This is a genomic window from Actinomadura spongiicola, assembly GCF_003432485.1.
Classification (GTDB): Bacteria; Actinomycetota; Actinomycetes; order Streptosporangiales; family Streptosporangiaceae; genus Spirillospora; species Spirillospora spongiicola.
Genome location: NZ_QVNQ01000011.1, coordinates 160248 through 173273 on the forward strand (window position 1 = coordinate 160248; position 13026 = coordinate 173273).

The 13026-nt window shown below is 70.9% G+C and carries 13 protein-coding genes; 6 read left to right on the forward strand and 7 right to left on the reverse strand.

What is annotated here, in order from left to right:
• Positions 1–28: 28 nt before the first annotated feature.
• A complete protein-coding gene (locus tag D0T12_RS29730) occupies positions 29–1216 on the reverse strand; it encodes an acetyl-CoA C-acetyltransferase (protein ID WP_199487791.1) in 1188 nt (395 codons plus the stop codon).
• A gap of 108 nt (positions 1217–1324) precedes the next feature.
• Here D0T12_RS29730 and mce point away from each other — a divergent pair, with 108 nt between their 5' ends.
• The 3 genes from mce (at position 1325) to D0T12_RS29745 (ending at position 5170) form a co-directional block, all read left to right on the forward strand.
• Positions 1325–1759, forward strand: a complete 435-nt coding sequence (gene mce, locus D0T12_RS29735; RefSeq protein WP_117403748.1) for a methylmalonyl-CoA epimerase — start codon at positions 1325–1327, stop codon at positions 1757–1759.
• A 362-nt stretch (positions 1760–2121) separates the two neighbouring features.
• On the forward strand, positions 2122–3459 hold the full coding sequence (locus D0T12_RS29740; RefSeq protein WP_117403750.1) for a DivIVA domain-containing protein: 1338 nt from the start codon (positions 2122–2124) through the stop codon (positions 3457–3459).
• A gap of 157 nt (positions 3460–3616) precedes the next feature.
• Positions 3617–5170: an AI-2E family transporter gene (locus D0T12_RS29745; RefSeq protein WP_117403752.1), complete on the forward strand. Its 1554-nt coding sequence runs from the start codon at positions 3617–3619 to the stop codon at positions 5168–5170.
• 34 nt (positions 5171–5204) lie between these two features.
• Here the strand turns inward: D0T12_RS29745 and D0T12_RS29750 are convergent, their stop codons facing one another.
• The 4 genes from D0T12_RS29750 to D0T12_RS29765 form a co-directional block, all read right to left on the reverse strand.
• Positions 5205–5996 (reverse strand): alpha/beta fold hydrolase, encoded by a 792-nt coding sequence (locus D0T12_RS29750; protein ID WP_117403754.1) that lies wholly within the window; start codon positions 5994–5996, stop codon positions 5205–5207.
• Between the two features lie 127 nt (positions 5997–6123).
• Complete coding sequence (locus D0T12_RS29755; protein ID WP_117403756.1) at positions 6124–6846, reverse strand: alpha/beta hydrolase; 723 nt, start codon at positions 6844–6846, stop codon at positions 6124–6126.
• A gap of 10 nt (positions 6847–6856) precedes the next feature.
• On the reverse strand, positions 6857–7171 hold the full coding sequence (locus tag D0T12_RS29760) for an ATP/GTP-binding protein (protein ID WP_117403758.1): 315 nt from the start codon (positions 7169–7171) through the stop codon (positions 6857–6859).
• Between the two features lie 13 nt (positions 7172–7184).
• Positions 7185–8756: a 3-hydroxyacyl-CoA dehydrogenase family protein gene (locus D0T12_RS29765; RefSeq protein ID WP_117403760.1), complete on the reverse strand. Its 1572-nt coding sequence runs from the start codon at positions 8754–8756 to the stop codon at positions 7185–7187.
• A 55-nt stretch (positions 8757–8811) separates the two neighbouring features.
• Here D0T12_RS29765 and D0T12_RS29770 point away from each other — a divergent pair, with 55 nt between their 5' ends.
• Complete coding sequence (locus D0T12_RS29770; RefSeq protein WP_117403939.1) at positions 8812–9798, forward strand: LLM class flavin-dependent oxidoreductase; 987 nt, start codon at positions 8812–8814, stop codon at positions 9796–9798.
• A 42-nt stretch (positions 9799–9840) separates the two neighbouring features.
• Here D0T12_RS29770 and D0T12_RS29775 read toward each other — a convergent pair whose 3' ends face one another.
• Together D0T12_RS29775 and D0T12_RS35635 are read right to left on the reverse strand one after the other, a co-directional pair.
• Entirely contained in the window at positions 9841–10227 is a 387-nt protein-coding gene (locus D0T12_RS29775) for an SCO5389 family protein (protein WP_117403762.1), read from the reverse strand.
• Positions 10228–10359: 132 nt separating this feature from the next.
• Positions 10360–10530: a hypothetical protein gene (locus D0T12_RS35635; protein WP_158581678.1), complete on the reverse strand. Its 171-nt coding sequence runs from the start codon at positions 10528–10530 to the stop codon at positions 10360–10362.
• 161 nt (positions 10531–10691) lie between these two features.
• Here D0T12_RS35635 and nucS point away from each other — a divergent pair, with 161 nt between their 5' ends.
• Positions 10692–11372, forward strand: coding sequence for an endonuclease NucS (gene nucS, locus D0T12_RS29785; RefSeq protein WP_117403941.1), 681 nt, complete (start codon positions 10692–10694; stop codon positions 11370–11372).
• A 209-nt stretch (positions 11373–11581) separates the two neighbouring features.
• Positions 11582–12985, forward strand: coding sequence for a protein kinase domain-containing protein (locus D0T12_RS29790; RefSeq protein WP_147339685.1), 1404 nt, complete (start codon positions 11582–11584; stop codon positions 12983–12985).
• The last annotated feature ends 41 nt before the right edge of the window (positions 12986–13026 follow it).

A 13026-nucleotide genomic window follows, 5' to 3' on the forward strand; every position in this document is an offset into this window, starting at 1 on the left:
CGGGCGGTTCATCGCAGGGCGGCTCGGGTCAGGAGGGGGGCACCCGGAGGATGAGGGCGTCGCCCTGGCCGCCGCCGCCGCACAGGCCCGCGGCGCCGGTGCCGCCGCCGCGGCGCTTCAGCTCGTGGGCCAGATGCAGGACGATGCGGGCGCCGGACATGCCGACCGGGTGGCCGAGCGCGATGGCGCCGCCGTTGACGTTGACCTTCTCGGGGCCGACGCCGAGGTCGCGCATCGACTGGACGCCCACGGACGCGAACGCCTCGTTGATCTCGATGAGGTCGAGGTCGTCGACGCTCAGACCGGCCTTGCCGAGGGCGTGCGTGATCGCGTTGGACGGCTGGGACTGGAGGGAGGTGTCCGGGCCCGCGACGTTGCCGTGCGGGCCGATCTCGGCGAGCCAGGGAAGCCCGAGCTCCTCGGCCTTCGCCTTCGACATCACGACGACGGCGGCGGCGCCGTCGGAGATCTGCGAGGACGAACCGGCGGTGATCGTCCCGTCCGCGCCGAAGGCGGGCCGGAGCCGGGCGAGGGACTCGACGGTGGTGTCGGCGCGCACGCCCTCGTCGGCGGCGAACACGACCGGCTCACCGCGCCGCTGCGGGATCTCGACGGGGGCGATCTCGTCGTCGAACACGCCGTTCTTGGTGGCGGCGGCGGCGCGCTGGTGCGAACGGGCGGAGAACTCGTCCTGCTCCTCGCGGGAGATGTTCAGCTTGGCGTTGTGGCGCTCGGTCGACTCGCCCATCGAGATGCCTTCGTAGGCGTCGGTGAGGGCGTCGTGGGCCATGTGGTCGAGAAGCTCGACGGAACCGTACTTGTAGCCGCCGCGCGACTTCGGCAGCAGGTGCGGGGCCTGGGTCATGGACTCCATGCCGCCGGCCACGACGATGTCGAACTCGCCCGCGCGGATCAGCTGGTCGGCGAGCGCGATCGCGTCCAGCCCGGACAGGCACACCTTGTTGATGGTGAGGGACGGAACGGACATCGGGATGCCCGCCTTGACCGCCGCCTGCCGGGACGGGATCTGCCCCGCGCCCGCCTGGAGCACCTGCCCCAGGATCACGTACTGCACCTGGTCGCCGGACACCCCGGCCCGCTCCAGCGCCGCCCTGACGACATGCGCGCCGAGGTCGACCGCGGAGAAGTCCTTCAGCGCGCCCATCAGGCGGCCGATCGGGGTTCGCGCACCGGCGACGATCACGGACGTGGAGATCATGTGGGGCCTCCAGAGCGAAGGGCGGCGACGTTTGTCACCATACCCAGGAGAACATCGTTCGGTTCCGTCCGGCCCCCTCTGTAGGCCCGAGTAGGGAGAAGACCCATGTTGACGCGTATCGACCACATCGGCATCGCCTGTCACGATCTCGACGCGACCGTCGAGTTCTACACGTCGACCTATGGCTTCACGAATGCACATTTCGAGGTGAACGAGGAGCAGGGCGTCCGGGAGTGCATGCTGAAGATCAACGACACCGGGGACGGGGCGGCGAGCTATTTGCAGCTGATCGAGCCGATTCGGGAGGACTCGGCGGTCGCGAAGTGGCTGGCGAAAAACGGTGAGGGCGTGCACCACATCGCGTTCGGAACGGACGGGGACGTCGTCGAGGAGGCGGCCGGAATCGCGGACAAGGGTGTGCGCGTGCTCTACGACGCGCCGCGCGGCGGATCCATGGGCTCTTTGATCAACTTTTTGCACCCGAAGGACTGTCACGGCGTCCTGACCGAACTCGTGCAGAAGCGCCGGGGAACGACATGATCTTCTCCGGGCCCCCGGGGGCGGGGCTCCGGCGCCGGTACGGCCGGATCGTGACGCGTTCGATACACGGAGTCGAACCGGGCGGCCCGGACCGCTGCTCTGTGACTGTTCGGACACATTTGGTGCATTTGCACAGCCCATCCACGGGCCGTCATCCGCCTGGTGGGCGCGATCACAAACGCTGACAAACCACGCAGCGTGTCAAGATGAACCCCCAACACGGCAGTGTCGGGAGTAGGCTTCATCTGCCGGAAGAGGTCTGGGGCACTGAGCCCGTTCATGGAGCCCGTCATGCCGTCGTGCCAGGCGATCAACCGGTCCCCGGAACCACTGGTAGCCCCGTCACATCAGGATTGAGCCACATGCAGTCCGACATCGACGCCCAGCTCAGCAATTTCTTTGAGGACACGCCCCCACGCGAGTTCGACGTGGTGCTTCGCGGCTACGACCGGCACCAGGTCGACGAGCACATCAAATCGCTCGACAACGAGGTACGGCAGACCCGCGAGCAGACACAGGCGCTGCAGCGGGAGTTGTCGGACGCGCATCGTCAGCTCCAGGAACAGGAGCGTCCCACCTACTCCGGTCTCGGCGCCCGCATCGAGCAGCTGCTCCGCCTCGCCGAGGAGCAGGCCACCGAGCTCGTGCAGGCCGCGCGGTCCGAGGCGAACGAGATCAAGGCGGCGGCCAAGGTCGACGCCGCCGAGCAGCGCGCCAACGCCGAGAATGACGCCGCCGAGCTGCGCGCCAACGCGCAGCGCGAGTGCGACGAGATGCGCAACGCGGCCGAGCGCGAGGCCGACGACGTGCGCACCTCCGCCCGGCGGGAGGCCGACGAGCTGACCTCCACGACCGAGCGGGAGGTCGCCAAGCTGCGCGCCACCGCCGACCACGAGGTGGCCGAGAAGCGCGCCGGTGCCGAACGCGAGATCGCCAAGCTGCGCACCACCACCGAGCGGGAGGTCGCCCAGCTCCGGGCGTCCACCAAGCGGGAGCGCGACGAGATCCTCACGACCGCCAAGCGGCAGGCCGACGAGATGCGGGCCCAGGCCCAGCGCATCCTGGAGGAGAGCGAGGCCCAGCGCGCCCAGGCGGAGGCCGAGTTCGAGATCCAGCTGGCCGCCCGCCGCGAGGAGGCCGACCGGCAGGACGCCGAACGGCACTCCGCCGCCCAGGCCGCCACGCAGAAGCTCGTCGCCGAGGCCGAGCAGCGCGCCGCGTCCGCCGAGCAGCGGGCCGCGAAGGCGACCCAGCAGGCCGAGCAGACCCGGCGCGAGGCCGACTCGCACGCCAAGCAGCTCATGGCCAACGCCCGCAAGAACTCCGACAACGTCATCGCCGAGGCCAAGTCGCAGGCCGAGCAGCTGCTCGCCGAGACCAAGGCCGAGGCCGACCGCGTCCGGACGGCGGCGCAGCGGCAGGTCGACGAGCTCACCCGCCAGCGCGACAGCATCACCAGCCACCTCAACCAGCTGCGCCAGCTCATCGGCGGCGTCGCGCCGAACCTCGGCGGCGACGCCGAGCTGGCCCCGCCCCCGGAGAAGGCCGCCATCCCCGCGGCCGACCCCAAGCCGGCCCCGCCGCAGCAGGCCCAGCCGAAGCAGCAGCCCGCCGCCCAGCCCGCGGGCAAGGCGGCGCCCGCCAAGCAGAGCCAGGCCAAGAAGTCCGAGGAGGACGACGAGGACTGGTGGCAGGAGTGATCCCGCCGGCCGTGTGACACGGTCGACGAGCAACAGGGAAGCCTAGAGGTCGCGAACGCCTCTAGGCTTTCCTACGTCTCACCACGTAGTGGCTTGATCAGGGGTCCGGCCCCCGGGCCGGGGGAGCGACTGCGGCTGGACGGAAGAGGAGAGCGGCGTGCCCGACGAGACCGCCAACGAGAAAGGCGCGCAGGCGCGAGCCGGTGACGCACGCCCGGCGAACGACGGCAGGGTGCCCGCTCCCGCCCCACCCGCCGACGACACCGACACCCCCGCCGACCCCGAGACCCCGGACAGCGAGGCCACGAACGCCGAGGCCGCCACCGAGGCCGACACGGACGCCGGAACCGACGCCAGCACCGATCCCGGGGGCCGGACGGAGCCGGACCGGCCCGCAGAGCCCGCCCGGCCCGATGAGCCGGACGAGGAGGCCGTCGCGGACAGCGGGGCGCTGATCCCCGAGAAGGCCGACGAGCCCGTCGGTGAACGCGACCCCGCCACCGGCACCCCCGTCAACCTCCCGGCGGAGGTCCCGGCGGGCGAGCGGGTGGTCCGCGAACGCGTGGTGCGGGAGCGGATGGCGCCCGAGCCGGAGGCGCCCGACCCGGCGCACGACGTCGAGCAGCGCAGGCGCGAGGCGGGTGTCGACCACCGCTTCCCGTTCGGACGGCCCGGCGAGCCGCTCGGCCGCGCCCACCCGTTCGTGTTCGGTTTCACCGCCGCGCTCGGCGTCATCACCGCGTGGATGCTGGTGCAGGCCGCCACCAACGCCAAGTCCGTGATCGTGATGATCGTCGTCGCGATGTTCCTCGCGGTCGGGCTGAACCCGGCGGTGGAGCGGCTCCGCAGGTTCGGGCTGCCGCGCGGCGCGGCGGTCGCGACGGTGTTCCTGGGCGTGATCCTGTTCTTCGCCGGGTTCGTCGCCTCACTCGTCCAGCCGGTGTCCGAGCAGGTCACCGAGCTGCGCACGAAGATCCCGGAGTTCGTCGGGCAGTTGCAGGACAACAAGACGCTCGCCGACTGGGACAAGCGGTACGGGCTGCTGAAACGCGCCGAGAAGACCGTCAACAGCGACGGTTTCCAGGACAGCCTCACCGACATCGCCACCGGAATCGGCAGGGTCGCGGTCAACGGCGTCTTCCAGACGATCACCATCCTGATCCTGACGCTGTACTTCATGAGCTCGCTGCCGCAGATCAAGACGTTCTTCTACCAGTTGGCGCCGCGGTCCCGGCGGGCCAGGGTCGCGCTGCTCGGCGACGAGATCCTCGACCGGATCGGCGGCTATGTCGCCGGGCAGTTCACGATCGCGTTCATCGCGGGCACGACGTCCTACATCTTCCTGTCGATCGTCGGGGTGAAGTACGCGCTGGCGCTCGCGCTGATCGTCGCGGTGACCGACCTGATCCCGCTGATCGGCGCCACCATCGGCGCGGTGATCGTCTGCCTGCTCGCGTTCCTGACCGGGAACCTCACCGATCTGATCATCTGTGCGGTCTTCTACCTGATCTACCAGCAGGTGGAGAACTACGTCGTCTATCCGCGCGTCATGAAGCGGACCGTCGACGTCCAGCCCGCGGTGACGATCGTGGCGGCGCTGGTCGGCGGGACGCTGCTCGGCGTGGTCGGCGCGCTGCTCGCGATCCCGACGGCCGCGGCGATCTCCCTGCTGATCCGCGAGGTCGTCATGCCCCGCCAGGAGACGATGTAGCGTCCGGCGGCCGGTACGCTCCGCGGGACGCGTCTCAGCGGCTGGTGCGGGCCAGCGCGGCGGCGAACTCGGCGATGGCCTGGTTGAACAGGTCGGGTTGTTCGACGGCGCACAGGTGCCCGGCGCGCGGGATGACGAGCAGTTCCGCGTTCGGTATCGCCTCGGACATGGCGCGGGCCTCCTCCTCGGTGGCCAGGGCGTCCTCGTCCCCGATCATGACGAGCGCGGGCACGCCGAGGCCGCGGAGCGTGTCGAAGGACTCCGGTCGGTCCGCCATGGCCCGCTGCGCCCACGCGGCGGCGTGCGGCGGCGTCGCCTGGACGAGACCGCGGACGCGCCCGTAGACGAGGGCGCGCTGCCGGTAGGTGGTCGGCCCGACGAGGTTCGGCAGCACCTCCTCCACGAGGACCTGCGTGCCGCCGTCGCCGTCGAGGCGGCTCGCCTGCCGTAACCGGTTCTCCCGGACGGTCGCGCTGTCGGCGGCGGCGCGGGTGGCGGCCAGCACGAGCCCGAGGACGAGGTCGGGGTGGCGCCTGCACAGCGCCATCGCCACGTAGCCGCCCATGGACAGGCCGCCCACGACGGCCCGTCCGAGACCGAGGCGCCGGAACAGTCGGGCGACGTCGTCGGCCATCGCGTCGATCGAGGGGTCGTCGTCGCCGAGCACGGAACCGCCGAAGCCGCGCAGGTCGGGGGTGACGACGCGGAAGCGCGGGGCCAGGCCCTCCCGTTGGGCCAGCCACATCGCCGAGGACAGCGGGAACGCGTGCAGCAGAACGAGCGGCGTGCCGGAACCGACATCCCTGGCGTACAGCTGCACGGTCATAGGCGGTCCTCCCGGAGGGTGTCACCGAAGGGCCGCCGGTGGCGCGGCGGCTCGCCCTTCGTCTACCCGCTCTCGGGTCGGGACCGACGGGAGTGGCCGTGACCGGCCGTCTCGAAGCTCCCCGTTGCTATCCGCCCGTTTCATCCCATTCGGTGGGGAGGGGGGCGGCGTTCGGGGCGACCCGCTTCACGATCTCGTTCAGGACGATCCGCACATACGGCTCCCCGACCCACAGATGCTTGGCGTTGTCGACCGCGATCACCTCGGCCTGCGGGACGCGCTTGAACCGTTCCCGGGCCTCCGCCGGGCGCAGGAAGTCGTCGAACTCCGGGACGAGCGCCACGAGGGGCCGTCCGTCGGCGCCCCAGGCGTCCAGGTCGGCGTCGCCCGCCCGTTTCAGCGGCGGCGACAGCAGGATCGCTCCCTCGACCAGCGGGTCACGTCCCCACCGGAGGGCCAGCTCGGTGCCGAACGACCAGCCGAGCAGCCACGGCCGCGGCAGGTCGTGGTACTCGGTGTACTCCAGCGCCGCCGCGACGTCGAACCGCTCGGTCTCCCCCTCGCCGAACTCGCCCTGGCTCGTGCCGCGCGCCGAGGTCGTCCCGCGCGTGTTGAACCGCAGCACGGCGATGTCGGCGAGCGCGGGCAGCCGGTAGGACGCCTTGCGCAGCACGTGGCTGTCCATCATGCCCTCGGCCGTGGGCAGCGGATGCAGGCAGACCAGTGTCGCCACCGGCGGCCGTTCGAGCGGCGACGCCAGCTCGCCGACCAGTTCCAGGCCGTCGGAGGTGTGCAGCGTGATGTCGTCACGCCGCGCCGGCAGCACCGAGGACGCCCTGATCTCCGCCATGTGATCTCCTTCAGTAACGCGGTGCGTCGCGTGAGCGCCGGACGCGCGGCGCGCGCCGGGTCCGTGCCTGCCAGCAGGGGCGGTGCCAGTGCCGCCGGTCCTCGCCGTCCCGGTCGTCGGCCCGCCAGGCGACGACATGCCCGACGCCCGGCGGGATCTCCTGGTCGCATCCGGGGCACCGGTACGCCTTCACCGCCCCGGCCCCGGACACCGCCCGGACGATCCATTCCCCGTCCGGCCCCTCCTCGGTCTCCTGAACCCACGGCCCGCCGCCGTTCCCGGCGGCACGGCCGGAGACGGCGCGACGGTTCTTGCGGGGGCTCATGCTTCGAGGATATTCAGCGCAGCGGGACACCGGCTGTGACGTGTTCCACGAGCAGCGGCGTGGGGGCGAGCGCGGGGTCGCGGGTCTCGGCGTGCAGGGCGCGCAGCACCTCGACCGCGCGGTCCACGCCGAGCCGGTCGAGTTCGGCGATCGGGCCGATCGGGTAGCCGCAGCCGAGCGTCATCGCGTCGTCGATCGCGTCGGCGCCGGCGTATCCGGCGCCGAGCATGGCGGCGGCGTCGTTCAGATACGGGAGGCGCAGCGCGTCCACGATGAACCCGGCCCGGTCACGGCAGCGGACGACGGTGAGACCGAGGCGCCGGATCACGTCCACGGCCCGGTCGGCGATGTCCGGGGCCGTCGCGACGGTGGCGGCGATCTCGGCGAGCGGTCCGGCCGGGTCGGGCAGGTGCAGCCCGACGACGTCGGCGGGACGTCCGGTCGCCATCGCCTGCCGGACCACCGACCCGTCCACGGACGTGACGGCGAGGACCGCGCCCGGTTTGACCGCCTGGACGGCGGCGGACAGCAGCGCCCGTCCGGCCTCGGCGTCCTCGGCGGCCTCGATGACCAGGTCGCAGTCGGCGAGCCCGGCGGCGGAGTCGCGGACGGGGCTGCCCGCCCGGTCGCACAGCGCGGCGACCGCGTCGGCGAGCGGGCCGACGCCGACGACACCGACGATCGGCGGCGGACCGTCCGCGGGTTCCGCCTCGGTGGCCGGAGAACCGTCGTAGGCGAAGAAGCCGCGCCCGGTCTTGCGGCCGAGCAGCCCGGCGGTGACGAGCTCGCGGAGCAGCGGCGAGGCGGCGTGGCGGCGGTCGCGGGTCTCGGCGTAGATGGCGTCCAGCACCCCGAGGCAGGTGTCGAGGCCGATCAGGTCCATGAGGGTGAACGGGCCCATCGGCAGGCCCGCGCCGACCCTCATCGCGGTGTCGATGTCGTCGCGGGTCGCGTGCCCGGAGTCCAGCAGCGCGACGGCCTGGTTCAGGTAGCCGAAGAGCAGCCGGTTCGCGACGAACCCGGCGCGGTCCCCGACCGCGACCGGCGTCTTGCCGAGGCCCTTCAGGAGTTCGGCGACGCGGCACACGGCGTCCGGCTCGGTGAGGACGGTCCCGATCACCTCGACCAGTCTCATCACGGGCGCGGGGTTGAAGAAGTGCACCCCGACGACCTTGGCGGGACGGCTCGTCCCGGCCGCGATGCCGGTGACCGACAACGAGGACGTGTTCGTGGCGAGGACGGCGTCGTCGCCGCACACCCGGTCGAGCTCGGCGAACACCGCGCGTTTCAGGTCGAGCCGCTCCGGGACGGCCTCGACGACGAGGTCGCAGGCGGACAGGTCGGTGAAGTCGACGGAGAACGCGATCCGGTCGAGGATGGCGCGCTGTTCCTCCTCGGTGAGCCTGCCGCGTTCGACGGCCCGTCCGGTCGAGCGTCTCAGGTGCCCGCGCCCGCGTTCCAGCGCCTCCTCGTCCACCTCGACACCGACGACGGCGAGGCCACCGCGCGCCAGCACCTCGGCGATGCCGGCGCCCATGGTGCCCAGTCCGACGACCCCGACTTTGCTGAACGAACGACCAGTCATGAACGGCAGTCTCGCAGAGCGCGCACGGCCGCACGATGCCGGGTACGACGGGGATGTGCGCCTCGGAGTCTTCCTTCTCGCCGCCCGATTCCCCGACCAGGACGACGCCTCCGCTTTGACCCGCACCGTCGAGGCGGCCGTCGCCGCCGAACGGGCCGGGTTCGACGACGTGTGGCTCGCCGAACACCACTTCATGTCGTACGGGGTCGTCCCGTCGGCGACGGTCCTGGCCGGGCATCTGCTGGCCGTCACCGGCCGGATCGAGGTGGGGACGGCGGTCAGCGTGCTGTCCACCCAGCATCCGGTGGCGCTCGCCGAACAGGCGGCGATGCTGTCCCTGCTCTCAGGCGGCCGTTTCCGGCTGGGGGTCGGACGCGGCGGACCGTGGCGCGACCTTGAGGTCTTCGGCACCGGCCTCGACCGCTACGAGCACGGTTTCGCCGAGTCCCTCGACCTTCTTCTGGCGTGGCTGCGTTCCGACCGGGTCGGGTGGTCGGGGGAACGGTTCCGGTTCCGTGAGGTTCCGGTGGTGCCGCGTGCCGCCGTCCCGCCGCCGGTGGCCGTCGCGTGCACGTCCCCGGCCACGGAGGCGCTGGCCGCCGCGCGGGGGCTGCCGATGTTGCTGGGGATGCATGTCGGCCCGGACGAGAAGGCCGCCGCCGTCGCCCGCCACGGCATACACTCCGCCCCCCACATCTCCACCCATGTCGCACAGGTCGCCGACACCCGGGAGCAGGCCGTCGCGACCCTCATGACCGGGATGCCGCGCTGGCTCGGCCCCGGGTTGGAGGGGTACGTCGCCGTCGACGATCGTCCGCGGCCGTCCCCCGACCCGGTCGGCTACACGCGACGCATGTGCGATCTGCACCCCGTCGGTTCGCCGGACGACTGCGTCGAGTCGCTCGTCACCACCGTCGAACGGACCGGCATCCGGCATCTGATCATGCTGGTGGAGGCCGCCGGGTCCCGTTCGGCCACGCTGGAGAACATCGCGCGGCTGGGCGCGGACGTCCTGCCGAAGGTCCGCGCCGCCACGAGCTGAGGCGCGGCGCGCCGCCGAGAGTTGAGGCGCGCCGCGCCGGGTTCAGCAGTCGCGCAGTTCGGGCGACTGGTTGAGGATCTGTTCGCGGGGCGTCACGAACGTCCGGTAGGCGCCGGAGTCGCCGCTCGGGAACACGGCGACGCGATGGCAGTTCTGGAACGCCAGCTTGACGCCGAAGTAGCGCTCCAGCGTCCCGCGCATGGAATCGCTGGCGAGCACCCTCAGCAGCTGGCCGCGGGCCTGCTCGTCGGGCGGCGGTTCCACGTTGTCGGCGAAGTCGCCGCCGTCGACCTGGAGCCGCGCCACCAGACCGCTGATCATTTCCCAGGCGTAGGGCAGGGACGTCTTGATGCACTCGACGAACGCCGCGTCGTCGACCTCGCCCTGCTGCGCCCTCTCCAGGAGTTCCGGGGTCACGTCAAGAGACATGCGGGGGTCCTTTCGCAGTCGTCGGATCCGCTCTCGACGCTAGATCAGGGTCCCCGCCGAATTCCAGGCTTGACAAAGATTTTCATTCCGCTACGCGAGGCTCCCCGGCGGCCCCCGCGCGCCGGGACGCGGTCAGCGCGCGGGCGCGGCCCCCTGCCGGGACGTCCGCCGCTTGATCGGCCTGGCGACCCGCTCGGCCCGCTCGGCCCAGTAGTCGCGGGCCCGCCGCGCCAACCGCCCGGCCCGGATCGCGTCCGCCTCGGCCCGCATCTCTCGCTCCCGCTCCCGTATGACCGACCGCATGATGTCGTGGTGGTACAAGACGCCTCCCCGTCTCCCGGGCCGAACGGCACGACCCGGCAGTTAAGAGACTCGTCCTAAGGCCACCTCCCCCACATCGGCAGGACGCCTTAGATCCCGCATCCGCACGTCTTAGCCGACGCCCCCCACTAGGGTTGGTCGGCGTGCGTCTCGTTATCGCCCGCTGCAGCGTCGACTACGCCGGCAAGCTCACCGCCCACCTGCCGATGGCACCCCGCCTGATCCTGATCAAGGCGGACGGAAGCGTCAGCATCCACGCCGACGACCGCGCCTACAAGCCCCTCAACTGGATGAACCCGCCCTGTTCGCTGCGCGAGGAGCCCCATGAGGAGAACGGCGCCGTCGCCCGCTGGACGGTCACCCACGGCAAGTCGGGCGAGCGGCTGATCCTCACCATCGAGGAGATCCTGCACGACACCCGCCACGAACTCGGCCTCGACCCGGGCCTGCAGAAGGACGGTGTGGAGGCGCACCTCCAGGAGCTGCTCGCCGAGCACATCACCACCCTCGGGGACGGCTGGACGCTGATCCGCCGCGAGTTCCCGACCGCGATCGGCCCCGTGGACATCCTCTGCCGGGACGCCGACAGCGCCACCGTCGCCATCGAGATCAAACGCCGTGGCGAGATCGACGGCGTGGAACAACTCACCCGCTACCTGGAACTCCTCAACCGGGACCCGCACCTCGCCCCCGTCCGAGGCGTCTTCGCCGCCCAGGAGATCAGACCGCAGGCCCGCGTCCTCGCCGCCGACCGCGGCATCGACTGCGTCACCCTCGACTACGACGCCCTCCGCGGCATCGAACACGAGGGCACCCTCTTCTGACGGCCTTTTCGATCAAGAGATCGGACCGATCGGAAGCGGTTTCCTGGTCATTACCCCCGAACCATTTCCCGGATTTCGAGAAGGCCGCTGAACGTGAGCCTTCTTCGGGAATGTTCGCCACAGTGAACTTTTGCACACCGTGAACCGCCCAACGCCCTCAAGAGTCCTACGAAGTGGCGGGGACGGCGGCGGCGCGGGGGGAGGCGATCATGGGCCCTGGGGTGAAGATCAATGGTCGATACCAGCTGGAAGATCGGATCGGGCGGGGCGGCGTAGGCGAGGTCTGGCGCGCGAAGGACCTGCGTCTGCACCGCCAGGTCGCCATCAAGATCCTGCTGTCGCGGATGCGACCGAACCACCAGGCGATCGCCCGGCTCAAGCACGAAGCCGAGATCCAGGCCGCGGCCGCGGGCAAGCATCCCGGAATCGCCGCCATTCACGATATCGGCGAGTTCGATGGACAAATGTTCGTCGTGATGGAATATCTCGAAGGCCGAGACCTGAAAAAGGTACTCGATGACGCCCCGAACGGATTACCCGTCGATCAGGCGTTGTCCATGGCGATACAGATCGCGCAGGCTCTGGCCGCCGCCCATGCAAGCGACATCGTCCATCGTGATATCAAGCCCGCCAATCTGATGCTGCTCCCCGACGAACGGGTGAAGATCCTCGATTTCGGGATCGCGCGATTCGCCCAGGCCACCTCGGGGCTCACCAGCGAAGGGCACGTGGTCGGCACCCCGGCGTACATGGCTCCCGAACAATGGTCGGCGCAGCCGGTCGATGAGCGAGCCGACCTCTACTCGTTCGGCTGCGTCCTGTACGCCTTGCTCACGGGCCGTCCTCCGTTCGCTCCCGACCAGGCCCCCGGCGTTCTCGGCGTCCAACACAGGGAGAGCTCACCGCGAAGCCCCGGCTCGCTCCGTTCCGGCATTCCCCCGGCGCTCGACGACCTGGTGACGCGGTTGCTCGCCAAGTCTCCCCACGACCGTCCGAGAAACGCCGAAGCGGTCGGCGAGGAACTCTCCGCGATCCGCGGCGGCGACGGAACACCGCCCGCGCCACGGCGACGAGTCGGATGCGCCGTTCAGTTCGCCGTCGGCACGCTCGCCATGCTGATGTTCGCCGGCGGTCTCGCCGCGATGCTCGACACTGACGACGCCCCCCGACCCACCTCCCGGAGCCTTCCGAGCCCTCCGTTCACGCCGATAACACCCCCAACGGCGGGAAGCCCCGGAACTCTCATTCCAGGCGATGGGACGGCGTTCCCGCCGGACGGGGACGTCACCATCCCCGATGGAACGACGGTGACCGCGAACCAGGTCTTCAAGAAGACATGGAAGATCCAGAACAGTGGATCGGTTCCCTGGCGAGGTCGTTTCCTCACCCGGCAGGGACCCGCCGAGGGCCCCGGGTTATGCGCCTCGGTTCCTCAGGTTCGAGTGCCGGACACCGCGCCCGGGAAGTTCGCGCTGATCTCCGTCACGTTCACGGCGCCCGACCTCCCCGGGTCGTGTCGCGTCGACTGGAAGCTGACCGACGCGAAGGGCCGCCCCTACTTCCCGAACCACGAGGGCGTCTACGTGCTGGTTCGTGTCGCCGAAGCACCGTGAGCATCGAACATGAGGGCACCCTCTTCTGAGGCCGCACGCGG

Coding starts and splice junctions, on each gene's coding strand:
- D0T12_RS29740 (WP_117403750.1), top strand. CDS start 2,122: ATGCAGTCCGACATCGACGCCCAGCTCAGCAATTTCTTTGAGGACACG.
- D0T12_RS29760 (WP_117403758.1), bottom strand. CDS start 7,171: ATGAGCCCCCGCAAGAACCGTCGCGCCGTCTCCGGCCGTGCCGCCGGG.
- D0T12_RS29790 (WP_147339685.1), top strand. CDS start 11,582: ATGGGCCCTGGGGTGAAGATCAATGGTCGATACCAGCTGGAAGATCGG.
- mce (WP_117403748.1), top strand. CDS start 1,325: ATGTTGACGCGTATCGACCACATCGGCATCGCCTGTCACGATCTCGAC.
- D0T12_RS29765 (WP_117403760.1), bottom strand. CDS start 8,756: ATGACTGGTCGTTCGTTCAGCAAAGTCGGGGTCGTCGGACTGGGCACC.
- D0T12_RS29755 (WP_117403756.1), bottom strand. CDS start 6,846: ATGGCGGAGATCAGGGCGTCCTCGGTGCTGCCGGCGCGGCGTGACGAC.
- D0T12_RS35635 (WP_158581678.1), bottom strand. CDS start 10,530: ATGCGGTCGGTCATACGGGAGCGGGAGCGAGAGATGCGGGCCGAGGCG.
- D0T12_RS29750 (WP_117403754.1), bottom strand. CDS start 5,996: ATGACCGTGCAGCTGTACGCCAGGGATGTCGGTTCCGGCACGCCGCTC.
- D0T12_RS29775 (WP_117403762.1), bottom strand. CDS start 10,227: ATGTCTCTTGACGTGACCCCGGAACTCCTGGAGAGGGCGCAGCAGGGC.